Source organism: Streptantibioticus cattleyicolor NRRL 8057 = DSM 46488 (genome assembly GCF_000240165.1).
In the GTDB taxonomy this organism is placed as follows: Bacteria; Actinomycetota; Actinomycetes; order Streptomycetales; family Streptomycetaceae; genus Streptantibioticus; species Streptantibioticus cattleyicolor.
Window position 1 is genome coordinate 1,589,978 of record NC_017585.1, and the last position, 22,104, is coordinate 1,612,081.

Here is a 22,104-nt window from a genome sequence, read left to right on the forward strand (position 1 = left end):
GCGCCATGCAGTACACCCGCCTCGGCCGCAGCGGCCTGACCGTCTCCCGGCTGGTGCTGGGCACCATGAACTTCGGGCCGCAGACCTCCGAAGCCGACAGTCACACCATCATGGACCGTGCGCACGAGCACGGCATCAACTTCTTCGACACCGCCGACGTGTACGGCGTCCAGCCGGGGGACGGCGTCACCGAAGACATCATCGGCCGGTGGTTCGCCACCGGCGGCGGCCGACGGGACCGGACCGTGCTGGCCACCAAGGTCTACCTGCCGACAGGAGACGGGCCCAACGACTCGTCGCTGTCCGCACGGCACATCCGCCGTGCCTGCGACGCATCGCTCAAGCGGCTGCGGACCGACCACATCGACCTCTACCAGATGCACCACATCGACCGGAACATGCCGTGGGAGGAGATCTGGGAGGCCTTCGGCGTCCTGCGGCAGCAGGGCAAGGTGCTCTACTTCGGGTCGTCCAACTTCGCCGGCTGGCACCTCGCCCAGGCGCAGGAAGCCGCCCGGGAACGCCACCTGCTCGGACTCGTCTGCGAGCAGTCGAGATACAACCTGATGACCCGCTGGGCCGAGTTGGAGGTGCTGCCCGCCGCACGGTCGTACGGGCTCGGCCTGATCCCCTGGGGGCCGCTCAACGGCGGCGTGCTCGGCGGCGTGCTGCGCAAGCAACGGGAGGGCGGCGTCGCCCGCAGCGGCTCCGGACACGCCGCCACCTCCCTCGCCCGCCACCAGGAGGCCGTCGCGGCGTACGAGGACCTCTGCGCCGGCATCGGCGAGGACCCGGCGCACGTCGGGCTGGCCTGGCTGCTCGCGCAGGACGGCGTCACCGGTCCGGTCATCGGGCCGCGAACCGTCGACCAGCTCGACAGCTCACTGCGCAGCCTCGAACTCACCCTCGACGACGGCTTCCTGGCCCAGCTCGAACGCCTCTTCCCGCCACCGGGCCCCAACGGAGCCCGGCCGGCCCCGGAGGCGTACGCCTGGTGACACCCCCGTGGTGAACGCCACCGTCACCGGGACGGGCGCAGCGCGTCGGCGAGTTCGGCAGCCGCCGCACCAGGGGCGCGGGGGTGGAGGAGTTCGACGCGGTGCACGATCCGGGGTTCGGTGATCGGCACGGCCGTCACCCCGGGCATGCCGGTGGCCGCGGACAGCGCCGCCGTGGTCAGTCCGCCGCCGGCGGCCACGAGGGCTCCGAGCCCTGCGAAGTCACCGCCCAGGAAGGCGAGTTGGGGCCCGAACCCGTCGGTCTGCGCGACGGCGCGCAGTTGGGTGAGGGCGACGGTGACGTCGGGCGCGTCGATCCAGCGGGCGGCGGACAGGTCGGGCAGCCGCAGCCCCCGGCGTCCGGCGAGCGGGTGGGCGACGGGCAGCAGGACGGCAAGGGGCTCCTGGGCGACGGCGAAGGCGGTCAGCGGACCGGCGTCGGGCAACGGCAACGGATCACTGGGCGCCACCGCGCCGTCGACCAGGGCGGCATCGGCCGCCCCGGTCGACACCGCCCGTACCGCCTGGTCGCGGTCGCACACCCGCACCGATACCGCGCGCAGCGGGGCCGCGGTCCTGGCGCCTACCAGGGCGTCCGCGACGGCGGGAGTCAGCGCACCCGGGGTGCACACCACCGCGAGGCGCCCGGGACGCACCTGCCGCAGCCGCGCGACGTCCGCCCGCGCCGCGTCCAGACGCAGCAGCAACGGCCGGGCGTGCTCCAGCAGCCGCCGCCCCGCCTCGGTCGGGGCGACGGGACGCCGGGTGAGCAGCGTCGCGTCGAGGTCGGCTTCGAGGGCGGCGATGTGCTGCGACACGGCCGACTGGGTGTAGCCCAACGCCCGGGCGGCGGCGGAGAAGGAGGACTCGTCGACCACGGCGACGAACGTACGCAACTGCTGCGGATCCATGGCCATCAGTATTACTGATACTCGATGCGTGGATCATCGTTGGACGTGATGCGACTTCGCGGCCGAGGATGGCCGCATGACACACACCGCCCGTATCGCCCTGGTCGGCGACCGCTCGCCGCACGTCCGTTCCCACACCCGCGTCCCCGTCCTGCTCGACGCCCTCCGCGAGCGCGACCACCTCGACCTGGACGCCTACTGGATCCCCACCGAGGAGGCGACCGACCTGGCGGCGCTCGCCGCGTTCGACGCGATCTGGGTGCTCCCCGGCAGCCCCTACCGCAGCGAGGCCGGAGCGCTCACCGCCGTCCGCACCGCCCGCGAACACCGCGTCCCACTGCTCGGCACCTGCGCCGGCTTCCAGCACGTGCTGCTGGAGTACGCCCGCAACGTCTGCGGCCTGACGACGGCGGCGCACGCCGAGAACACACCGGAGACCGAACCGGAGGACGCGGTGGTCGTCCCGCTCGCCTGCTCCCTGGTCGGTCACGAGGGCACCGTCGACCTGACCGCCGGCTCACTCGCCGAACAACTCATCGGCGCCGAACGCTCCATCGAGCGCTACCACTGCAACTTCGGCGCCAGCCCGCGCCACGTCGCCCTGCTGCGCGACCACGGCCTGCGCTTCACCGGCGCCGACAGCGCAGGCGAGGTGCGCATCGCGGAACTGCCCGGCCACCCCTTCTTCCTCGCCACCCTCTTCCAGCCGGAACTCGCCGGCGACGGCGCCGTCCCGCACCCCATCATCCGCGGCCTGGCCGCCGCCGCCGTGACCCACGCGACGGTCACGGCCTGACCAAAGCGGCCTCGACGGGCCGGCCGGCGCCTGGGAATTCCCTGTGCGCCGGCCCGGCCCGAGCGGGTAGGCCGGCCCCGGTGGCCGCCACGGGCGGGCGGGTTCTCAGAAACCTCTCAGGAACTCTCCGGAACCGGACAGGGAAGGTTGCCAGGCTTGGGCGCTCCATGACGATCACGATCTGACCTGGAGTCGTTTCCCGTGGCCTCATTCCTGTGCAAGCTGGGCCGGTTCTCCTTCCGGAGACGCTGGTTCGTCGTGGCGTTGTGGGCCGGTCTGCTGGTGGTGGCCGGAGTGCTGGCCTCCCGGGCCCCGGCGGCTCCTCCCAACGACTTCTCCATGCCCGGCACGGAGGCACAACAGGCGTCCGACCTGCTGGAAGCGCGCTTCCCCGAGATGCACGCGGGCGGCGCCTCGGCCCGCGTGGTGTTCCGGGCGCAGACCGGCAAGGTGACCGACCCGCAGTCCGAACGGGCCGTGCGGGAGACCGTCCGGGCACTCGGCGCCGATCCCCAAGTCGCCCAGGCGACCGACCCGTTCAGGACGGGATCGGTGAGCAAGGACGGCTCCACCGCCTACACCCAGGTCTCCTACGAGGTGTCCGCGGCCAACCTGGCGGACTCCTCCCGGACCGCGCTGCTGGACACCGTCGAGCACGCCCGTTCCCCGCGACTGACCGTCGAGGCCGGGGGCAACGCCGTCTCCGGGACACCCGGCGGCGGCCACTCCTCCGAAGCTCTCGGCCTGGCCGTGGCCGCCGTGGTCCTGGTGCTCACCTTCGGCTCCCTCCTGGCCGCCGGACTGCCGCTGCTGACCGCGCTGTTGGGTGTCGCCATCGGCGCGAGCGCGATCAAGGCACTCTCCGCCCCGCTCGGTCTCGGCACGACGACCACCGGTCTGGCCACCATGATCGGCCTGGCCGTGGGCATCGACTACGCGCTCTTCGTGGTCTCCCGGTACCGCGCCGAACTCGCCCGCACCGACCGCCGGGAGGACGCGGCCGGGTACGCCGTGGGCACCGCCGGCTCGGCCGTGGTCTTCGCCGGGACGACCGTGGTGATCGCGCTGCTGGGGCTGTGGGTGGTGGGCATCCCCCTGCTCACGCAGATGGGGTTCGCCGCGGCCGGTACGGTCGTGCTCGCGGTGCTGATCGCCGTCACCCTGATCCCCGCGCTGCTGGGTGTCGCGGGGCGGGGCATCGGCCCGGCACGCCCCCGGCGCCGTCCTCGACGCGGGCCGGACGGGACGGCCGGCGCCGGACTCGGGGTGCGCTGGGCGGGCTTCGTCGTCCGCCGGCCGGTCGTCGTGCTGCTGACCGGCGTCGCCGCGCTCGCCGCGATCGCCGTTCCCGCCGCGTCGCTGGAGATGGGGCTCTCCGGCGACGGGAGCAAACCGGTGTCGACCACGCAGCGCAAGGCGTACGACCTGGTCGCCGACGGCTTCGGCCCCGGATACGACGGCCCGTTCACGGTGGTCGTCCAACCCCACGGCGGCGACGCCCGCACCGCCGCCGGGAAGGCGGCCCACCACATCCGCGCCCTGGACGACGTCGCGGCGGTCGGCAAGCCCCGGCTGAGCGCGTCCGGTGACACCGCCGTCCTCAGCGTCGTACCGGCGAGCGCGCCCGACAGCGCGGAGACGACCGGACTCCTGCGCGCGCTGCGCGACCCGGCTCTGGCGAACGACGCGGACGCCCGTGTCCTGGTCGGCGGCACGACCGCCATGAACGCCGACGTGTCGCAGAAGCTGTCCGACGCCCTGCTGCCGTATCTCGCCCTCGTGGTGGGTCTGGCGTTCCTGCTGCTGATCGCCGTCTTCCGGTCCGTGTTCGTCCCCCTCAAGGCCGCGCTCGGCTTCCTGCTGTCGGTCCTGGCCGGGCTGGGCGCCGTCGTCGCGGTCTTCCAGTGGGGCTGGCTGAGCCAGGTCTTCGGGGTCGACCAGCCGGGTCCGGTGATGTCGATGATGCCGATCTTCATGGTCGGTGTGGTCTTCGGACTGGCCATGGACTACGAGGTCTTCCTGGTGACGCGGATGCGGGAGGCGTACGTGCACGGCAGGGGGCCGCTCGACGCGATCCGCGACGGCTTCCGGCACAGCGCGCGGGTCGTCACGGCAGCGGCCGTGATCATGATCGCGGTCTTCGCCGCGTTCATGGGCTCCGGCGAGCAGATGATCAAGACGATCGGGTTCGGCCTCGCGGTCGCCGTCCTCTTCGACGCCTTCGTGGTCCGGATGGCGCTCGTACCGGCCGTGCTCTCCCTGCTCGGCGACCGCGCGTGGCGTCTGCCGCGTCGACTGGACCGCCTGGTACCCGACTTCGACGTGGAGGGTGAGCGGCTGCCGCGCGAGCGGACGGCGACCGAGGTGCCGCGGTCCGGGGACGACCGGCCGGCCCTGGCGACCGGCGAGGCCGTCGAAGCCGGGCGGCACGGCGCCGGTGGCTGACCGGGCCCGCACCGCCCGCCGCGCAGCCGCCGCCGACACACCAAGGAGCCACCCCATGCCCGCGACTCCCTGGCACGACAACACCACGCCACCCCGAGGAGGTTGGCGCCAAGCCCTGGAAGGAGCCCTCGCCGTCCTGGCCGCGACAGCGGTGATGGCGGTCACCGCGTGGACCGCGCTGCTCGCCCTGGGAGCCGGTGCGATCGCGCCGCTGTCCCGGCTCGTACCCGCGGCGGTGAGCATGGCCCTCGGCGGCCAGGTCGCCCTCGCGTCGGCGTCCGCGCCGTCCGCACCGGCCGGCGGGCTGCTCGGAGCGCTGGGCGGATCCTCCGGCGGCGGCCTGGCCATCGGCGTCCAGGGGGAGGCCGGCGCCGTGCCCTTGATGCTGACGTTCGTGGGGACCGCCGTCCTGGGGGTGGTGTTCTTCCGGCCCCTGCGCCGCCGCGCCCGCCCCGCGCCCGCCCTGTTGTGGGCCCGGGCGGGCGGGGCGCTGGCCACCGCGGGGGTGCTGCTGCCGGTGGCGGCGTGCCTCGCGCGCGGCACGGCACGGCTGCCCGAGGGCATCGCGGGCCGGCTCGGCAAGGGCGGCGGCGGTGGCGGACCGGGCGGGTTCGGCGGCGGTGCGGGCGCGCTGTCCTCGGTGGCCTTCCACGCCGACGTGGCGGCGACCACGTTCCTGGGACTGCTGTGGGTGGTCGCCGTCCTCGGCATCGGCTGCCTGGCGGCACGGCGTACGACGCTGCCGCGGCCGGTGGCGCTCAGCCGGCTCCGGCACATGTGGCACCCCGTCGCCTCGGCGCTCACCGGCACCGTCACCGTGCTGTGCTGCCTCGTCCTCGCGGTGGCGGTGCTGGCCGGGGCGGCGGCCCTGACCGGCCGGGAACAGGCGGCCAAGGCGGCGGGCGCGCTGCTGCTGGCCGGCCCCGATCTGCTCGCCGTGCTGCTGACCTCGGGCCTGGGGGCCTCCTGGGAGGCGGGTGTCCGGCGGGAGCAGGGCGACGGCGGCGGACTGCTCGGGATGCTCGGCTCGGGGGCCGCCGGCGGCGCGGGCCCGGACCGCTCGTTCGACCTCAGCGGCTGGCCGGGCGCCGGGGTGCCGCTGTGGCTGACCGGGCTGGCGCTGCTCGTCTGCCTTGTCGTCCTCGTCGGCTACCTGACCGCGGCCCGTACGCCGGCCCGCACCCCGCGCGAGGCGGCGGAGGCGCTGCTGGGCCGCCACGCGGAGGCGGCCCTGCGCACGGGTGTCGTGGTCGCCGTCTCGGCGATGGCCTGCTGCCTGCTGTCCCGGGGATCACTGCGGATCGGCTTCACCGTGATGGGCAGCGAGACGGGCGGGATGACGGCCGCCCTCGACGGCACGGCGGGGCTGTGCGGCCTGACCGGATGCGTGCTCGGCGCGCTCGCCTCCTACGCGGGGAGCCGGCTGCACGCGCTACGGGCCGCGCGCCGCCCCCCGGCGGACCCTCCCCGCAAGCGGACCCCGCGCTCCGGGGAGGAACGCCGGACCGACCGCCCGGTGTCGTCCGGCCCGGCCCCCTGAGACCCGTGTGATCTCCTGGAGAAGACCCCGGCACCACAAGAAGCAGACCGCGTGAGAGGTCCGTGAGGCAGCGCACCTATGGCGACACCGTATCCCCCACCCCGTCCGGCAGGCCGCAAGGACCGTCTGCTGGTCGTGGACGACGAGCCCACCGTCCGGGAGCTGCTGCGTACGGCGCTGCGCTACGCCGGCTTCGACGTCGACGCCGCGGCGACCGGCCGGCAGGCCCTCGACCTCGCCGAGCGCTGCCCGCCCGACCTCGTCCTGCTCGACATCATGCTGCCGGACATGGACGGCTTCGAGGTGATCCGCCGACTGCGCGCCCAGCCCCGGTCCGCCACACCGGGGCACGGCGGCGGCACGCCCGTGCTCTTCGTCACCGCGCGCGAGACCCGCCAGGACCGCCTCAACGGCCTACGGCTCGGCGGCGACGACTACCTCACCAAACCGTTCGACCTGGAGGAACTCATCGCGCGGATCAACGCCGTCCTGCGCCGCACCAGGGGCGAACCACCGGCCCGGCTCGTCGTCGGCGACCTCGAACTCCTCCCCGAGGGCCACCACGTCTCCCGCGCCGGACACACCGTACGGCTCTCCCCGACCGAGTTCCGGCTGCTGCACTTCCTCATGGCCAACGCGGGACGCACCATGACGAAGCATCAGATCCTGGAGAGCGTCTGGGCCTACGACTTCGGCGGCGACCCCAGCATCGTCGACACCTACATCAGCTACCTGCGGCGCAAGGTCGACACCCGGGAACCCAAACTCATCCACACCGTGCGCGGCGTCGGATACGTCATCCGCGGACCGAGGCCATGAGGCGGCGTTCCCCGCTGCCCCGACTCCGTCGGCCGCTGCGCCGGATGTCGCTGCGCACCCGACTGCTGTGCCTGTCCGTCGCCCTGGTCGCGGTGGGACTCGCCGCGACCGGCGTGGTGGTCAGCACGGCGCTGCGCGGCTACCTCCAGGACCGGATGGACGACCGGCTCGTCCTGACCGCGCGGATCGCCGCCCGCCTCACCCCGCCGTCCGGCGCTCTCGCCCAGGGGGTGAGGCCGCTGAGCCTGCTCGGCGACACCACCCTCACCTACGTCGACGACGACGGCGCCACCCGCAAGGCATACGGGGCGAGCACGGCCCCGCCCGGCGGCGGACCGGACCTGCCGGTGCCGGACCGCGAGCGCGTACTGGCGCGCGGGGGCCGCCCGTTCACCGTCCCCGCGAAGCACGCGGGCCATGACTGGCGGGTCGTCGCCCTGGCCCAGCCCAGCCGGCGCTTCCCGCCCGCCGGGAGCACCGGTCCATCGGGCAGCGTCGTCGTGGCGACACCACTGGACGAGGTCGACCGCACCGTCGCCAAGACCCAGGCGCTCTCCCTCACCGCGGGGCTCGTCCTGCTGGCCGTGCTCACCGTGGTGGGATGGTTCGCGGTCCGCTCCGGCCTGCGCCCGCTGACCCGCATCGAGGAGACCACCACCCAGATCGCCGACGGTGACTTCTCCCGCCGGGTGCCCGAACTCGCCGACCCCCGCACCGAGGTCGGCCGCCTGACCACGTGCCTGAACCGGATGCTCGACCACATCGACACCGCCTTCCGGGCACGGGCCGACGCCGAGTCGAGGATGCGGCGCTTCTTCGCCGACGCCGGCCACGAACTCCGCACCCCCCTGGCCGGCATCAAGGGCTACACCGACCTGTACCGCATGGTCGCCGCACCCACCCGCCGCGACATCGACCGGACCATGACCCGCATCGCCGAGGAATCCGCACGCCTGGCCCGGCTCGTCGAAGACATGCTGCTCCTGGCCGGCCTGGACGAGGACGCCCACCGGCCCTGGGCCGACGCGCCCCGGCACCCGGCCTTCCCCCTCGACCTCGCCCCCATGGACCTGCGTACGCTGGCCGCCGACGCACTGCACGACGTACGCGCCCTGGACGCCGGCCGCCCCGTCACCCTCACCGGCCCCGGCGGCGGCAGACCCACCACCGCGCCCGCCCTGGCCGACGAGGCCCGGCTGCGCCAGGTCGTCACCAACCTCGTCGGCAACGCCGTCGCCCACACCCCCGCCGGCACCCCCATCCGCATCGGCGTCGGCACGACCGACCAGGACGCCGTCCTCGAAGTGGCCGACCAGGGCCCCGGCCTCACCCCCGAGCAACGCGCCCGCGTCTTCGACCGCTTCTACCGCGCCGACGACTCCCGCACCCGCGGCACCGGCGGCTCCGGCCTCGGCCTGGCCATCGCCCACGCCCTGGTCACGGCACACGGCGGTCGCATCGACCTGCGCACCGCCCCCGGCCAGGGCTGCACCTTCCGCGTCCTGCTCCCCTCGCTCGCGCCGGGAGCCGCCCACGGCGACGAGGTTCCGGACGGCGACGGAACCGGCTGAGGGCCGCGGCCTGCCCCTGCGTCGCGGAACGCCGTCAGCGGCTCCGGCGGGCGTTGAGGCGGGCGGCCTGGCGTGTCAGGTGGTCGCGTTCGGCGAGGTCGGGTGCCTTGTGGGCCGCCTCGGCGTACAGCCGGGCCGCCGTGGCCAGGTCGCCGTCGCGTTCGTGGAGGTGGGCCGCGACCGCGGTGTGGCGGGGCAGGGCGGGGTCCACCTCGGCGAGCGCCGCCAGGCCGGCGCGGGCTCCGTCGGCCTCCCCGACGGCGACCGCGCGGTTGAGCCGGACGACCGGGCTGCCGGTCAGACGCAGCAGCTCGTCGTACCACTCGACGATCTGCACCCAGTCGGTCTCCTCGGCGGTGCGCGCGTCGGCGTGGAGCGCCGCGATGGCGGCCTGGGCCTGGAACTCGCCCAGCCGGTCGCGGACGAGGGCCGCCTGGAGGATCCCGATGCCTTCGGCGATCGACGCGGTGTCCCACCGGCCGCGGTCCTGCTCGGCGAGGGGCACCAGGCTGCCGTCGGGCGCGGTCCGGGCGGCGCGCCGGGCGTGGTGGAGCAGCATGAGGGCGAGCAGCCCGGCCACCTCGGGGTGGTCGACCCGGGCCGCGAGCTGCCGGGTGAGCCGGATCGCCTCGGCGGCGAGGTCGACGTCACCGGAGTAACCCTCGTTGAACACGAGGTAGAGGGCGCGCAGCACGGTGGCGACGTCGCCGGGCCGGTCGAACCGCACGCCGGCCACGGTGCGCTTGGCCCGGCTGATCCGTTGGGCCATCGTCGCCTCCGGCACCAGATACGCCTGAGCGATCTGACGGGTCGTCAGTCCACCGACGGCGCGCAGCGTGAGCGCGACCGCGGACGACGGCGTCAGCGACGGGTGGGCGCACAGGCAGTAGAGCTGGAGCGTGTCGTCCACCGCGGGTGCGGTCCCGGGCGCGGGCTCGTCGCCGACGCGGTCCTCACGCCGGCGGCGGGCCGCGTCCGCCCGGGTCGCGTCCAGGTACCGGCGCCAGGCCACCGTGACCAGCCAGCCCTTCGCGTCCCGCGGCCGGTTCGCGGGCCAGACGCGGACCGCCTCGACCAACGCGTCCTGCACCGCGTCCTCGGCCGCCGCGAAGTCGGCTCCGCGGTGGACGAGGACGCCGATCACGCTCGGCGTGAGCCCCCTCAGCAACGCCTCGTCCATCGCGGTGGTCACTCCGTGATGGTGGGCGGTGTGGTCAGGAACGGGCGTACCTCGAGCCACTCGTGGATCGGCCTGCCGCCCGCTCCCGGCGCGGCCGACAACTCCCCGGCCAGCTCGACGGCGCGCTGGTAGCTGTCGACGTCGATCACCATCCAGCCGGCGATGAGGTCCTTGGTCTCGGCGAACGGCCCGTCGGTGACCGGCGGGCGCCCCTCACCGTCGTAACGCACCCACGCCCCCTCGGGAGCGAGCGCCTGACCGTCGACGAACTCGCCGGTCTTCTCCAGCCGGGCCGCGAAGTCGTTCATGTACCGCATGTGCGCCGAGATCTCCTCCGGCGTCCACCGGTCCATCGGCACGTCGTTGACCGGAGCCGGCGCGCCGCGGTAGTGCTTCAGCAGCAGGTACTTGGCCATCGTGATTCTCCTCGGTGCTGGTGCGGCCCATTGTGGTCGCGTTCACCCCGGGGACGGAGCCGGACGCGGGTTCTCGACATCGCCGGGCGGAATTTTTCTGGACGGAACGGTGGGGGCCGTCAGCCGGAGCTTCGCAGGAGGTGGCGGTCGGCTTCGGGGAGCCAGCAGTCACCGGCGGGGCGTCGGTGCCAGTGGTGGTCGTGCGCGTAGGTGTGGACGAGTTCCAGTACGCGGTCGAGGGTGGGCGGTGAGGGGGTGGTGGGGTTCCAGACGGCGTGCCAGGGGTAGAGCGGCACGGGGCCGACGAGGGGGCGGGCGGTGAGGCCGCCGGGGAGGTCGCCGGTGGTGAGGCCGAAGGCGGGGTAGCCGCGGGCGGCGACCGTGGCGTGGATGGACGCGCGGCCGTGTCCGCGGACGCGCAGGGCGACACGGAGGCCGAAGGCGGTGACGGCCTCCTCGATCCAGTCGCGCCACTCGGCGGCCTCGTCGGCGGTGTGGACGAGCAGCGGGTGGTCGGCGAGGGCCGCGAGGGGCACCTGGTCGCGGGCCGCGAGGGGGTGGTCCGCCGGGAGGAGGACGCCGAGGGGTTCGAGGCGCACGGGCATGGTGGCGAGAGCGGCGCGAAGGGGCCGGCCGAGGCCGTGGACGCGGCCGAAGGCGAGGTCGAGGTCGCCGGAGAGCAGGCGGGGCACCGCGGCGGCCAGACCCTGACTGTGGACGACCTCGAACGGCAGGCAGGGGGACCGGGTCCGCAGGTGCTGGACGAGGACGGAGGGGGTGAGCCCTTCGGTGAGCACGTCGACGCGCAGCGGTGCCTGGGTACGGGTGAGGTCGTCGACGAGGCGTCGGGCGTCGGCGAGCAGGCGCCGTCCCCGCTGCACGAAGACCTCACCGGCCGGGGTGAGGGCGACCTGGCGGCGGTCGCGGGCGAACAGCGTGACGCCCAGACGCTTCTCCAGCGCGGTGATCTGGGCGGAGAGGGTCTGCTGGGCGATGGTGAGCCGGGCGGCGGCCCGGCCGTAATGCAGCTCCTCGGCGAGGGCGACCGCGTAGCGCACCTGGCGCAGATCAAGGTCCACCACCTCACCGTAACAGCGTACGGCTGTCACGTGTCCGGTGAAGAGTGTTGGACCCGACTCCAGGGGAGGCCGTTGACTGGTAGGCGAAAGGGGCCGGACAAGCCAGGAACGAAGGGTGCGTCCGGCAAGCAATCGCTCTATCGAAGGTTAGGCGGCGAGCCTGATGAAGGCAGTGGTGATGGACTCCTACGGCACCCCCGATGTGTTGCGGGTGGCGGACCTCCCCGATCCGCGGGCCGGGGCGGGTCAGGTGCGGGTGCGGATCAAGGCGGCGGGGCTCAACCCGATCGACGCCAAGATCCGCCGGGGAGAGTTCGACGCCGTGTACGACATCTCCTTCCCCGGGCAACTGGGCAACGAGTTCGCCGGGGTGGTCGACCAGGCCGGCGCGGGCACCGGGTTCTCGGCCGGGGACGAGGTGATCGGGTTCGTGGACATGGCCGCGTACGCGGAATACGTCGTCGTCCCCGCCGAGAACCTCACCCGCAAGCCGAAGGAGCTGGGGTGGGAGACGGCCGCGGCGATCGGCGCCGTCGGCCAGGCGGCGTTCAACGCGCTGCGCACGCTCGGGGTGACGGCCGGGGAGACGCTCCTCGTCCACGGCGCCGCCGGCGGGGTCGGCGGCGTCGTGACTCAACTCGCCCGCGCCCGGGGGGTCATGGTGATCGGTACCGCGCGCGCGGACCACCACGACCACGTCCGTTCCCTCGGCGGCATCCCGGTCCACCACGACGAGCGGCTGGAACAGCGGGTACGCGAGGCGGCCCCCGACGGTGTGGACGCCGCGCTCGACCTCACCGGGTCCGAGGGCGCGATCACCGTCTCGATCGCCGTCACCCGGGACAAGAGCCGCATCGTGACCCTGGCCGCTCCGCAACTCGCCCGGCAGTACGGCATCACCATGATGTTCGGCACCCGCTCGGCCGAAACCGTCGCCCGCGTCGCCGAGTCGGCCGCCCGTGGCGAACTCCACCTGCCGGTCGCCCGGCGGTTCCCCCTCTCCCAGGCGGCGGAGGCGCACCGGGCGCTGGAGGCGGGCGGCCGACTCGGCAAGCTCGTCCTCACCCTTGACTGACCCCTGGCACGCGCGGCCGGGCCAACGCGTCCCGCCCGCTTGACCAGGACTCGTAGAGTGTTCGCCATGACCATGACCTATCGCCATCTCGGCCGTACCGGTATCGAAGTCAGCACCTACTGCCTGGGCACCATGATGTTCGGCGCGGTCGGCAACCCCGACCACGACGACTGCGCCCGCATCCTCAACTCCGCGCTCGACCAGGGGATCAACTTCGTCGACACCGCGGACATGTACTCCGCCGGCGAGTCGGAGGAGATCGTCGGCAAGGCATTGCGCGGCCGTCGCGACGACGTCGTACTGGCGACGAAGGTGCACTTCCAGATGGGCGAGGGCCGCAACCGCAGCGGCAACTCACGGCGTTGGATCGTCAAGGAGGTCGAGGAGAGCCTCCGGCGGCTGCGAACCGACTGGATCGACCTCTACCAGGTGCACCGCCCCGACCACGCGACCGACATCGAGGAGACCCTCGGCGCGCTGAGCGACCTGGTGCACCAGGGGAAGATCCGGGCCTTCGGCTGCTCGACGTTCCCGGCCGAGGAGATCGTCGAGGCCCACCACGTCGCCGAGCGGCGCGGGCTGATGCGTTTCCGTACCGAGCAGCCGCCGTACTCCCTGCTGGCGCGTGGTGTCGAGGCCGCGGTGCTGCCGGTCTGCCGGCGGTACGGCATGGGGGTGCTGACCTGGAGCCCGCTCGCCTTCGGTTTCCTCTCCGGGAAGTTCCGCAAGGGGCAACCGATCGACATGTCCAGCGGACGTCCCGCGCTGGCCCCGGCCCGGTTCGACCCCACGCTGCCGCAGAACGCCGCCAAGCTGGAGGCCGTCGAGCGGCTGGTGGAGGTCGCGGAGGGCATCGGCTGCACGCTGCCCGAACTCGCCGTCGCCTTCACCGTCGCCCACCCCGCCGTCACCTCGGTGATCGTCGGCCCGCGCACCATGGAGCAGCTCGACGCCCTGCTGAAGGGTGCCTCGGTCGCCCTCGACGACGCGACGCTCGACCGGATCGACGAGATCGTGCCGCCCGGCACCGATCTGTACGACCCCAACGCCGCCTGGCCCCCGCCCGCCCTCACCGACCCCGCCCAGCGCCGCCGCCCCCTCGTGGAGCGCGCCGCCGGCTGAGTCGGCGGACGTGCCCGACACCCGGGCCACGAGCGGGCAGTTCAGGTCCGGGTGCTGGTCAGGTCGGCGTAGATGATGATGTTGTCCGGGTGGTGGCCGTCGGTGATGGGGCCGCCGCAGGTGATCAGGCGCAGTTCGGGCCGGTCGGTGTTGCCGTAGACCGCCCGGGTCGGGAAGTGGGCCTTGTCGACCTGCTGCAACCGCTGGACGGTGAAGGTCAGGACGGAGCCGTCGGCGCGGCTGACGGTGATGGGGTCGCCGACGCGGACGCGGGAGACGTTGCACATCACCGCGGGGCCGTCGACGGTGTCGAAGTGGCCGATGAGGACGGCCGGGCCGGTCTGCCCGGGTGTGACGCCGCCGGTGTACCAGCCGATGTCGTCGGCCTGTGCGGTCGTGGGGACCTGAACGGTGCCGTCCGGTGCCAGGCCCAGGGGGAGGACGGGTCCGGTGTCGACCCCGGCGGACGGGATGCGTACCCGTACCGGTTTCGAGGCGGGCAGCGCCGCGGGGTGGTTGTCCGGGGCGGCGGTGGAGGTGGCGGGGGAGTGGGCGATGGTGGCCCGGTAGGGGCCGTCGATGCCGCCGCCGGCGAGCGCGTGGAGCAGTGTCCAGCAGCCGAGCAGCAGCGCCGCGGCCGAGAGCGCGACGAGTGCCAGGAACCGGCGGGGACGGGCGGGTCGGGACACGGACACGGCTCCTGTGACGGTGAGGGAACGGGTTGTGGTGTTCCGGCGTGCCGCGCCCCGGGGCGGAACACCGCCCGCGGGGCCCGTTCGTGAGGTGACCGCCGGGTCAGCCGTCGGCTCGTGCGGCGCGACGACGGCGGGCCACCGCGACGCCCAGTCCGGCCGCCCCGGCCGCGGCCACCGCGGCGCCGGTCAGCGCGGCGGTGTCGTCGTGGCCGGATCCGTTCTCCACCCCGGCGGCGACCGCGCCGACCGGTACCACCGTCGTCTGGGTGGCGGTGGTGGCCCCGCCGGCCGCAGCGGTGCCCGCCGGCGTGGTGCCGGCCGGGCACTTCGGCAGCGCCGGGAACGCGTGTCCGGGACCCCACGGCATGGAACCGCCCTGCGACCGCTGGAAGAACTCCGGCGCACCGCCGATGTCACGGATCCGCATGCCGGTGTCGAGGTTCTCCGGGTGGGCGCGGTCGACGACGGCCAGGATGTGTCCGTCGGAGGTCCGCAGCGTCGCGCGCGGACCGGCCGGGCCGTTGCTGAGCAGCACCTTGTACGGCGGGAAGACCGAGGCGATCGTCGTCGTGGCGGTGCAGTCGCGCGGCTCCGGGGCCGTGCTGCTCAGCCACCAGGAGGCGATCCAGCCGGTGGCCGCGTTCAGCACCACGTGCATGCCGTGCAGGTCGATGGCGTCGTCCCGGCCGTGCGTCTCCAGGATGCCGGCCAGCGGCTGCCCCTTCTTGCCGGGGATCTCGGCCCGGTAGAAGCCCTTGCCCTTCATCTTGCTGACGAACGCCCGCTCGCCGTCGACCAGGGTGAAGACACTCGCCCCGGAGGAGGGGCCGGCCGGGGCCGAGTGCGTGCCGCTCGCCGGGGTCGCCGCGGAGGCGTGCGGTGCGGGCTTCGCGGACGCGGCGGCGCTCGGCGTGCTGCTAGGCGTGCTGCTCGCGCCGGGCGCGGCGGAGGGGCTCGCGGCGGCGCCGGCGGTGGTGTCCGGCGTGGTGGTACCGGCAGCGAAGGCACCGGAGACCGGGCCGAGGACGGCGGCGGCGACGGCCACCCCGATCAACGTGGCGCGGACCGCGCCGCGGCGGCCCGCGCGGACGCCGGAGGTGATGGACATGCAAACTCCCCGTGAATGGAGAAGAGGTCGTTGTGGATGGCCGCTCCTCGTGTTCGTGTGGGGCCGGTCAGTCGGTGCGGTGAGACCAACCCTATGAAGGCTCTTTGACAGGCCCTTCCACGAACTGTCACAGAAAGTCGACGGGAATCGGACCCGCTGGATCCGGTCCCGGCCGTCCGGTGGTACACGGGCGCGCACTCGTCCGGGTGCATTCGCGTTGTGCGCCCTACCCACCGACGGGCGGCCGGAGTTGACTGGGTGCCACGAACCGGGTCGAGGAGGTGCCGCAGATGGATCCGATGCTCCGGGCCGACAACAGGGACGGTGGTGAGGGCGGGGACAACCTGCCTGGTCAGCCGTGGCAGCCGGAACCGCCGTCGCCGGACGGCGAAACGCCCCAGGGCGGCGGGAAACACCGGAAGTGACACAACATCAGCTCGGGCGACGGCCGGCTCGCGTCGAGTTGGGCCGCCGCCTGCGCGCCGCCGGCGTACTGACCGACGACTGGACGGCGGCCTTCGAGGCCGTGGACCGGGCCCTGTTCCTGCCGGACGTCATGTGGGCGCACGACATGGACACCCGCCGGAACCAGGCCGTCGACCGCTCCGCCGACCCGGAGGGCTGGCTGCGGGTCGCCGACTCGGACGTGCCGATCGTGACGCAGTGGGACGACGGCACCCACGAGGGCCCGGACCCCGGCCGCGTGCCCACGAGTTCGTGCAGCATGCCCTCGGTGGTCTTCCGCATGCTGCGCGACCTCGACGTGGCCGACGGAGACCGGGTGCTGGAGGTCGGCACCGGTACCGGTTACAACGCGGCGCTGCTGGCGTACCGGCTGGGCGACGGGAACGTCACCAGCGTCGAGGTCGACCCCACGGTCACCGCGACCGCGCGGAAGGCCCTGGCCGAGGCTGGGCGCCACCCCCGGGTGATCTGCGGCGACGGGCTGCGGGGTTGGCCCGGCGGGGCGCCGTACGACCGGATCGTCGCCACCTGCGGGACGCGGTCCGTCCCGGCGGCGTGGCCGGCCCAGACCCGCCCCGGCGGGATCGTTCTCGCGCCGTGGGGAACGGACTTCACCAACCAGGACGCGCTGGCGCGGCTCGTGGCGGCCGGCGACGGCAGCGCGTCGGGGCGGTTCACCGGCGGGGTGGAGTTCATGAAGGCGCGGTCGCAGCGGCTGGTGTGGCCGCGGTTCGAGGAGTACCTGCCGGACGGCTTCCCGGCGGAGGCCACCGTCACGAAGACGGATCTGTCACCGTTCTCGATGGTCCCCGGCGGGCCCTTCACGGCCGCGCCGTTCGCGGTGGGGCTCGCCGTGCCGGACTGCGCGCACACGGTGCAGCGCGGCGACGGTGAGGCGCTGGTGTGGTTCATCAGCCTCACCGACCGGTCCTGGGCCGCGGTCCGCCGGCCGGCCGAGGGCGACGAGGGCACGGTGTACCAGTCGGGTGCGCGCCGTATGTGGGACGAGGTGGTGGCGGCGTGGCGTTGGTGGGACGCGGCCGGCCGGCCGGGGGTGGAGCGATTCGGGCTGACGGTGCGGGCGGACGGCACCCACGAGGTGTGGCTGGAGGCCGACGGACGGCGGGTGCCGGTGGGGGGTGGGTGAGTCGGTCACCGGCCGCTCCGCGGGGCCGCGTCAGCCCACGTCGGGGCCGAAGCCGTTCGTCCGGATGAAGTCCCACACCGCGGCGATCTGCTCCTGCGTCAGCCCCGCGCAGGCGCCGGTCACGTGCATCGCCTCGGCGGCCCGGGTGGCGAGGCAGATCGACACGTGCCGCGTCTCGTCGAGGTCCAGCTGGTGGAGGAGAAGGCTGATGCCTCGGGCGTCGCCCTCCAACGCGCAACTGATGGCGGTGTCGGCCGTGAGGAGCAGAGGATCGTCCATGACCCCATCCTGGTCGACCACCGGGCACATAGGGGCCGTAACGGCGTCCACAGCCACGTTTGTGTGATCCCGCGCACGGTTGTGGGAGCCGCGCGGTGCCCATCGTCGGTCGCCGCGCAGCCCCTATTGAGGGATCGTGATGGTGGGGGCGAGGATCGGAATGATGTCGGTGCCATGACCGGGGTTGGAGAGGACGATGTTGGGGATGCCCAGGTCTCCGCACTGATTGACCGGCGACGTGCCGGGAAGGGCGGCGGCCAGACCCGTGACGCTCCCGGCGCCGCTCGTCGTGGCCGCGCGCGGCCCGTGTCCGGTCGTGTTCCGGCAGGAGTTGGAGTGCGCGCTGTTCCCGACGCCGATGACGGAGGTGGCGGCGGCACCGCCGGCGCCACCTGCCACCGTCGTCACCGCGACCATGACGACAGCCGCGCTTCGCCTGACCATGGACGTTCCTCCTGTCATCCGCTTCACGCCCTGCTCAACGGACGTGAACCCCGTTGGACACGCGCTCCTTAGCGGCCCGGCGGCGACCGGGCGCTTCAATGCGGTGGCCGGGCGGCGACCGCGGCGGCCCGGGATTCCAGGTGGCGTTGTTCGGCGGTGCTGGCGGTGGACTTGGCGGCGCGCCGGTAGTGCTCGTACGCGCCTGCCGTGTCGCCGGCCTTCTCCAGCAGATGCGCGCGTACCGACAGCAGTCGGTGGTGGCCGCGCATGCGCGGGTCGTTGTCGAGGGTGGACAGCAGGGCGAGCCCGGCCCGAGGGCCCTTGGTCTCGGCGAGCGCGATGGCGCGGTTGAGGGTGACCATGGGGTTGGGGGCGATCCGTTCCAGGATCAGGTAAAGGGTGTGGATCTGCGGCCAGTTGGTCTTCTGGGCCGTGGCCGCGTCGGCGTGCGTGGCGGCGATGGCGGCCTGGAGTTGGTACGGTCCCAGCGCCGGGGCGGCCAGCGCCGCCTTGGCGAGTCGCATGCCCTCGTCGATCAGCGCGCGGTCCCAGGTGGTGCGGTCCTGCTCGTCCAGCGGCACCAGGTCGCCGGTGGCCGTCGTACGTGCCGAGTGGCGGGCGTGGGTCAGCAGCATCAGCGCGAGCAGCCCGGTGACCTCGCTGTCCTCGGGCAGTTGCGCGTGCACCGTCCTGGTCAGCCGGATCGCCTCGTGTGCGAGGTCGGCGCGGTGCAGCGTGCTGCCCGAGGAGGCGGTGTAGCCCTCGTTGAAGATCAGGTAGAGCACGTGCAGGACGACCCGTAGCCGTTCGTCGAGTTCCCAGGCGTCGGGCAGAGCGAAGGTGCCGCCGGCGGCCTTGACGCGTTGTTTGGCCCGGCTGATCCTGGCCGCCATCGTGGCCTCCGGCACCAGGAACGCGCGGGCGATCTCGGCGGTGGTCAGTCCGCCGACCGCCCGCAGCGTCAGGGCGGTCTGGGAGGCCGGGGTCAGGGTGGGATGGCAGCACAGGAACAGCAGGACGAGTGTGTCGTCGGTGTCCGGCACCTCGGCGGGCGGGGGCTGCGTGAGGGTCGCGGCCTGGCGCCTGCGGCGTGCGTGGTCGCTGCGGATCTGGTCGACGAGCCGACGGGAGGCGACGGTCGACAGCCAGCCGCGCGGGTTGTCCGGCATGCCCTCGGCCGGCCATTGCACGGCGGCGGCGAGGACGGCCTCCTGCACGGCGTCCTCGCAGTCCTCGAACCGGCCGTGCCGTCGTACCAGCGCGCCGAGGACCCGCGGCGCGAGCTCACGCAGCAGGTCCTCGATGTCCGGTGCGGTCATGCTTCCAGGTGCCCGTCGGCGAACATCACCTGGCGCACCTCGACGCCCAGGCCCTCGATCGCGGCGTCGGGGATCCGCGCGGCCAGCGCGATCGCCCGGTCCTGGTCCTCGCAGTCGACCAGGTAGAAACCGCCCAGGTGCTCCTTGGCCTCCAGGAACGGGCCGTCGGTGACCACCGGCCGGCCGTCCCGTACGGTCACCACGGCCGCCTGGGACGGATCGACCAGGGCCTGCGTGGTGATCAGCTCGCCGGACCGCTTCAGCGACTCGATGAACCTGCCGTGGCCCTCGCCGATCGCCGCCTTCTCCTCGTCGGTCAGCGCGTCCAGCACCGCCGGGTCGATGTGCAGGCTGATCAGGAACTGCATGCCGTACTCCTCGTGGTCCGCGAGCCCCGGAGGGGGCCGTTCACCTGGTGGTCGGAGTCGCCGCCGCCGTCTTGACACCGGCACCGGGGCAATCTCGCACGAGTTTCCGCGGAAGGCCACCGCCCGCGTCGGCGCTGCTGTCCGTGCCCACGGGCCCGGGCCCGGCATGATCGGCGAGCGCACCCCGCGTCCAGGTCCGTAGGGTGGTGACATGACGGTGCACGACGCGTCGATCGTCATGCCGGACGGCGGTGAGGTCATCGAGTTCGGACCGATCCGGATGCGCATCCTGGAGGACGGAAGCGCGACCGGGCACCGCCTTGCCATCAGCGAGGTGACGCTCGCCCCGCGCGGCAGCGGTCCCGTCCTGCACCGCCACGCCCGGCACGACGAAGGCTTCTACATCCTCTCCGGCACCGCGCGGTTCACCATCGGGGAACGCGAGCGCGACGTGCCGCCGGGGACGCTGGTCGTCGTGCCCCCCGACGTCCCGCACACCTTCGCCAACCCCACGGACGAACCGGTCGTCTTCCTCGCCACCTTCAGCCCGGACCTGTTCGTGCGGTACTTCCGCGAGGTACGCGACGCCCTCGCCGACGGCCGGGAGCTGACCGGGCAGGCCGAGCGGCGGCTCCTGAGCCGCTACGGCACCACACCGGTCACCGGCCACACCTGACCGCCGTGCGTACCCGAGCCCGAGGACGGCCCCGGATGTCAGCGGTCGGGTCGATACTGAACCTCATGGACACCGAGGCCGTCGACGAATCGGTCCGCGCCCGGCCGGCGCCCGCGTTGCGGCCGTACGTCGCCGGGTACACCGGATACCGGCAGGAACGCGTTGCGCCCGGACTCCACCGCGGACTGCCGTCGCCGTGGCTCACGCTCATCTTCACGCTCGACGACCCGCTGACCGTCAGCCGCCACCCCGACCCGCGGCAGGCCCCGGGTACGTACGACACCGTGCTCGGCGGGCTGCACACCCGACCGGCGCTCATCAGCCACGACGGCCGCCAGTCGGGCATCCAGCTCGCGGTGCGCCCGCTCGGCGCGCGAGCGCTGCTGGGGTTGCCGGCCGGGGAGCTGGCGGACACCGACGTGCCCGCCGACGCCGTGCTCGGTCCGGTGGCGGCGTCTGCGCGGGAACGGCTGCGGGACGCGGCGACCTGGCGGCGGCGGTTCGCCGTGCTGGACGAGGTCCTGCTGTCCCTGCTGCGACGTGAAGCCGTGGCGCCGCCCGCGCCCGAGGTGGTGCGGGCCTGGTGGCTGCTGATGCGCGGCGGCGGTGCCGTACCGGTGGCGGCGCTCGCCGAGGACGTCGGGTGGAGCGCCCGGCACCTGTCGGCGCGGTTCCGGCGGGAGACCGGCCTCGGCCCGAAGACCGCCGCGCGGGTCATCCGCTTCGACCGGGCCCGCAGGCAGCTGATGTCTCCGGGCGCCGTGCCGTCGGTCGTGCCCCGGCTGGCGGAGATCGCGGCCGTGCACGGTTACTTCGACCAGGCACACCTCGCGCGGGAGTTCCGGTCGCTGGCCGGCTGCCCGCCGAGCCGCTGGCTTGCCGAGGAGTTCCGAAACGTCCAAGTGCCCGGACCGCCGGCGCGGCGAGGCTGGTGACCACAGTCCGACGACCCGAGGAGATGTGATCGTCATGGCCGGTACGCCACCCCCACCCCAGGTCTGGCCCGTCCTGCGGGCCCGCGACGCCGATGCCCTCATCCGCTTCCTCACCGACGCCTTCGGGTTCCGGGAGACGGTCCGCTACGGCGACGGGGACCACGTCGACCACGCCGAGCTGTCGTGGCCGGAGGGGGGCGGCGTCATGCTCGGTTCCGTCCGCGACGACCCCGCCGACCCGTGCCCGCTCGCTCCCGGTGCCTTCGGCGCCTACGTGGTCACCGCCGACCCCGACGCCCTGTGCGCCCGCGCCCGGGCCGCGGGCGCCGAGATCACCTCCCCCCTCCACGACACCGACTACGGCTCCCGTGACTTCTCCGCCCGCGACCCCGAAGGCAACCTGTGGTCCTTCGGCACCTACCGGGGTCACCCCGGCGCGGGGACGGACGCCGCCGGCACCGCGCGGGACGCCTGAGCGCGCCGTTCTCACGACGGGCGAGCGACAACGGCCGTAAGTCGCAGGGGAGTTGGCGTCGCCTTGTCGCGGTCGGTGACCCTCCGACTCGCGTGTCGTCCCACTCCGTGGACGGTATGTCCACGATCCGTTCCCCCGCCGCGCCGATCCCGCGGCGGGCCGGCGAGTCCCCCGGCCACCCGCCCGCCGACCTGTCGCCATTCCCGCGGGCGGGTGCCGCGGCCGGTGCCGCGTCGGCTTG

The 22,104-nt window shown here is 73.8% G+C and carries 22 protein-coding genes; 12 read left to right on the plus strand and 10 right to left on the minus strand.

Annotated elements, in window-relative coordinates; genetic code table 11:
* Positions 1-5 precede the first annotated feature (5 nt).
* Positions 6-998, plus strand: coding sequence for an aldo/keto reductase (locus tag SCATT_RS34650; RefSeq protein WP_014150657.1), 993 nt, complete (start codon positions 6-8; stop codon positions 996-998).
* A 23-nt stretch (positions 999-1,021) separates the two neighbouring features.
* On the opposite strand, the gene SCATT_RS34655 is transcribed toward SCATT_RS34650, so the two are convergent.
* Positions 1,022-1,909: a LysR family transcriptional regulator gene (locus SCATT_RS34655; protein WP_014150656.1), complete on the minus strand. Its 888-nt coding sequence runs from the start codon at positions 1,907-1,909 to the stop codon at positions 1,022-1,024.
* Positions 1,910-1,985: 76 nt separating this feature from the next.
* On the opposite strand from SCATT_RS34655, the gene SCATT_RS34660 reads away from it, so the two are divergent.
* From SCATT_RS34660 to SCATT_RS34680, 5 genes are all read left to right on the plus strand, one after another.
* On the plus strand, positions 1,986-2,705 hold the full coding sequence (locus SCATT_RS34660) for a CTP synthase C-terminal region-related (seleno)protein (RefSeq protein WP_014150655.1): 720 nt from the start codon (positions 1,986-1,988) through the stop codon (positions 2,703-2,705).
* Positions 2,706-2,906: 201 nt separating this feature from the next.
* On the plus strand, positions 2,907-5,150 hold the full coding sequence (locus SCATT_RS34665) for an MMPL family transporter (protein WP_014150654.1): 2,244 nt from the start codon (positions 2,907-2,909) through the stop codon (positions 5,148-5,150).
* Between the two features lie 55 nt (positions 5,151-5,205).
* On the plus strand, positions 5,206-6,690 hold the full coding sequence (locus SCATT_RS34670) for a streptophobe family protein (RefSeq protein WP_014150653.1): 1,485 nt from the start codon (positions 5,206-5,208) through the stop codon (positions 6,688-6,690).
* A 78-nt stretch (positions 6,691-6,768) separates the two neighbouring features.
* Positions 6,769-7,509 carry a response regulator transcription factor gene (locus tag SCATT_RS34675; protein ID WP_014150652.1) on the plus strand — a complete coding sequence of 247 codons (741 nt, stop codon included), beginning with the start codon at positions 6,769-6,771 and terminating at the stop codon, positions 7,507-7,509.
* Positions 7,506-9,080, plus strand: a complete 1,575-nt coding sequence (locus SCATT_RS34680; protein ID WP_014150651.1) for a sensor histidine kinase — start codon at positions 7,506-7,508, stop codon at positions 9,078-9,080. The genes SCATT_RS34675 and SCATT_RS34680 overlap by 4 nt, the downstream gene beginning before the upstream one ends.
* Positions 9,081-9,114: 34 nt before the next feature.
* Here SCATT_RS34680 and SCATT_RS34685 read toward each other — a convergent pair whose 3' ends face one another.
* From SCATT_RS34685 to SCATT_RS34695, 3 genes are all read right to left on the minus strand, one after another.
* Complete coding sequence (locus SCATT_RS34685; protein ID WP_014150650.1) at positions 9,115-10,260, minus strand: RNA polymerase sigma factor; 1,146 nt, start codon at positions 10,258-10,260, stop codon at positions 9,115-9,117.
* Positions 10,261-10,268: 8 nt separating this feature from the next.
* Positions 10,269-10,676: a YciI family protein gene (locus SCATT_RS34690; protein ID WP_014150649.1), complete on the minus strand. Its 408-nt coding sequence runs from the start codon at positions 10,674-10,676 to the stop codon at positions 10,269-10,271.
* Between the two features lie 119 nt (positions 10,677-10,795).
* Positions 10,796-11,755: a LysR family transcriptional regulator gene (locus SCATT_RS34695; RefSeq protein WP_014150648.1), complete on the minus strand. Its 960-nt coding sequence runs from the start codon at positions 11,753-11,755 to the stop codon at positions 10,796-10,798.
* Positions 11,756-11,918: 163 nt separating this feature from the next.
* Here SCATT_RS34695 and SCATT_RS34700 point away from each other — a divergent pair, with 163 nt between their 5' ends.
* Both SCATT_RS34700 and SCATT_RS34705 read left to right on the plus strand, forming a co-directional pair.
* On the plus strand, positions 11,919-12,830 hold the full coding sequence (locus SCATT_RS34700) for an NADP-dependent oxidoreductase (protein WP_041823538.1): 912 nt from the start codon (positions 11,919-11,921) through the stop codon (positions 12,828-12,830).
* A 72-nt stretch (positions 12,831-12,902) separates the two neighbouring features.
* Entirely contained in the window at positions 12,903-13,952 is a 1,050-nt protein-coding gene (locus SCATT_RS34705) for an aldo/keto reductase (protein ID WP_041823817.1), read from the plus strand.
* A 41-nt stretch (positions 13,953-13,993) separates the two neighbouring features.
* Here the strand turns inward: SCATT_RS34705 and SCATT_RS34710 are convergent, their stop codons facing one another.
* Both SCATT_RS34710 and SCATT_RS34715 read right to left on the minus strand, forming a co-directional pair.
* A complete protein-coding gene (locus tag SCATT_RS34710; RefSeq protein WP_014150645.1) occupies positions 13,994-14,641 on the minus strand; it encodes a class F sortase in 648 nt (215 codons plus the stop codon).
* Positions 14,642-14,747: 106 nt separating this feature from the next.
* Positions 14,748-15,755: a hypothetical protein gene (locus SCATT_RS34715; protein WP_014150644.1), complete on the minus strand. Its 1,008-nt coding sequence runs from the start codon at positions 15,753-15,755 to the stop codon at positions 14,748-14,750.
* Positions 15,756-16,176: 421 nt separating this feature from the next.
* On the opposite strand from SCATT_RS34715, the gene SCATT_RS34720 reads away from it, so the two are divergent.
* Entirely contained in the window at positions 16,177-17,367 is a 1,191-nt protein-coding gene (locus SCATT_RS34720; protein WP_014627106.1) for a methyltransferase domain-containing protein, read from the plus strand.
* Between the two features lie 30 nt (positions 17,368-17,397).
* Here SCATT_RS34720 and SCATT_RS34725 read toward each other — a convergent pair whose 3' ends face one another.
* The 4 genes from SCATT_RS34725 to SCATT_RS34740 all read right to left on the minus strand — a co-directional run bounded on the left by SCATT_RS34725 (position 17,398) and on the right by SCATT_RS34740 (position 19,777).
* Positions 17,398-17,646, minus strand: a complete 249-nt coding sequence (locus tag SCATT_RS34725; protein ID WP_014150642.1) for a hypothetical protein — start codon at positions 17,644-17,646, stop codon at positions 17,398-17,400.
* Positions 17,647-17,769: 123 nt separating this feature from the next.
* On the minus strand, positions 17,770-18,090 hold the full coding sequence (locus SCATT_RS34730; protein WP_014150641.1) for a hypothetical protein: 321 nt from the start codon (positions 18,088-18,090) through the stop codon (positions 17,770-17,772).
* A 95-nt stretch (positions 18,091-18,185) separates the two neighbouring features.
* Complete coding sequence (locus SCATT_RS34735) at positions 18,186-19,409, minus strand: RNA polymerase sigma factor (protein ID WP_014150640.1); 1,224 nt, start codon at positions 19,407-19,409, stop codon at positions 18,186-18,188.
* Positions 19,406-19,777 carry a YciI family protein gene (locus SCATT_RS34740; RefSeq protein WP_014150639.1) on the minus strand — a complete coding sequence of 124 codons (372 nt, stop codon included), beginning with the start codon at positions 19,775-19,777 and terminating at the stop codon, positions 19,406-19,408. Before SCATT_RS34740 ends, SCATT_RS34735 begins: the two co-directional genes overlap by 4 nt.
* 211 nt (positions 19,778-19,988) lie before the next feature.
* On the opposite strand from SCATT_RS34740, the gene SCATT_RS34745 reads away from it, so the two are divergent.
* The 3 genes from SCATT_RS34745 to SCATT_RS34755 all read left to right on the plus strand — a co-directional run bounded on the left by SCATT_RS34745 (position 19,989) and on the right by SCATT_RS34755 (position 21,863).
* Positions 19,989-20,453 (plus strand): cupin domain-containing protein, encoded by a 465-nt coding sequence (locus tag SCATT_RS34745; protein ID WP_014150638.1) that lies wholly within the window; start codon positions 19,989-19,991, stop codon positions 20,451-20,453.
* 65 nt (positions 20,454-20,518) lie between these two features.
* Complete coding sequence (locus tag SCATT_RS34750) at positions 20,519-21,388, plus strand: AraC family transcriptional regulator (protein WP_014150637.1); 870 nt, start codon at positions 20,519-20,521, stop codon at positions 21,386-21,388.
* 34 nt (positions 21,389-21,422) lie between these two features.
* Positions 21,423-21,863 carry a VOC family protein gene (locus tag SCATT_RS34755; protein ID WP_014150636.1) on the plus strand — a complete coding sequence of 147 codons (441 nt, stop codon included), beginning with the start codon at positions 21,423-21,425 and terminating at the stop codon, positions 21,861-21,863.
* Positions 21,864-22,104: the final 241 nt, after the last annotated feature.

What these genes read in the sequence shown, in the direction of transcription:
- SCATT_RS34650 (WP_014150657.1), top strand. Translation starts at nt 6, where the DNA reads ATGCAGTACACCCGCCTCGGCCGCAGCGGCCTGACCGTCTCCCGGCTG.
- SCATT_RS34655 (WP_014150656.1), bottom strand. Translation starts at nt 1,909, where the DNA reads ATGGATCCGCAGCAGTTGCGTACGTTCGTCGCCGTGGTCGACGAGTCC.
- SCATT_RS34660 (WP_014150655.1), top strand. Translation starts at nt 1,986, where the DNA reads ATGACACACACCGCCCGTATCGCCCTGGTCGGCGACCGCTCGCCGCAC.
- SCATT_RS34670 (WP_014150653.1), top strand. Translation starts at nt 5,206, where the DNA reads ATGCCCGCGACTCCCTGGCACGACAACACCACGCCACCCCGAGGAGGT.
- SCATT_RS34675 (WP_014150652.1), top strand. Translation starts at nt 6,769, where the DNA reads ATGGCGACACCGTATCCCCCACCCCGTCCGGCAGGCCGCAAGGACCGT.
- SCATT_RS34680 (WP_014150651.1), top strand. Translation starts at nt 7,506, where the DNA reads ATGAGGCGGCGTTCCCCGCTGCCCCGACTCCGTCGGCCGCTGCGCCGG.
- SCATT_RS34685 (WP_014150650.1), bottom strand. Translation starts at nt 10,260, where the DNA reads ATGGACGAGGCGTTGCTGAGGGGGCTCACGCCGAGCGTGATCGGCGTC.
- SCATT_RS34690 (WP_014150649.1), bottom strand. Translation starts at nt 10,676, where the DNA reads ATGGCCAAGTACCTGCTGCTGAAGCACTACCGCGGCGCGCCGGCTCCG.
- SCATT_RS34700 (WP_041823538.1), top strand. Translation starts at nt 11,919, where the DNA reads ATGAAGGCAGTGGTGATGGACTCCTACGGCACCCCCGATGTGTTGCGG.
- SCATT_RS34705 (WP_041823817.1), top strand. Translation starts at nt 12,903, where the DNA reads ATGACCTATCGCCATCTCGGCCGTACCGGTATCGAAGTCAGCACCTAC.
- SCATT_RS34715 (WP_014150644.1), bottom strand. Translation starts at nt 15,755, where the DNA reads ATGTCCATCACCTCCGGCGTCCGCGCGGGCCGCCGCGGCGCGGTCCGC.
- SCATT_RS34725 (WP_014150642.1), bottom strand. Translation starts at nt 17,646, where the DNA reads ATGGACGATCCTCTGCTCCTCACGGCCGACACCGCCATCAGTTGCGCG.
- SCATT_RS34730 (WP_014150641.1), bottom strand. Translation starts at nt 18,090, where the DNA reads ATGGTCAGGCGAAGCGCGGCTGTCGTCATGGTCGCGGTGACGACGGTG.
- SCATT_RS34735 (WP_014150640.1), bottom strand. Translation starts at nt 19,409, where the DNA reads ATGACCGCACCGGACATCGAGGACCTGCTGCGTGAGCTCGCGCCGCGG.
- SCATT_RS34740 (WP_014150639.1), bottom strand. Translation starts at nt 19,777, where the DNA reads ATGCAGTTCCTGATCAGCCTGCACATCGACCCGGCGGTGCTGGACGCG.
- SCATT_RS34745 (WP_014150638.1), top strand. Translation starts at nt 19,989, where the DNA reads ATGACGGTGCACGACGCGTCGATCGTCATGCCGGACGGCGGTGAGGTC.
- SCATT_RS34750 (WP_014150637.1), top strand. Translation starts at nt 20,519, where the DNA reads ATGGACACCGAGGCCGTCGACGAATCGGTCCGCGCCCGGCCGGCGCCC.
- SCATT_RS34755 (WP_014150636.1), top strand. Translation starts at nt 21,423, where the DNA reads ATGGCCGGTACGCCACCCCCACCCCAGGTCTGGCCCGTCCTGCGGGCC.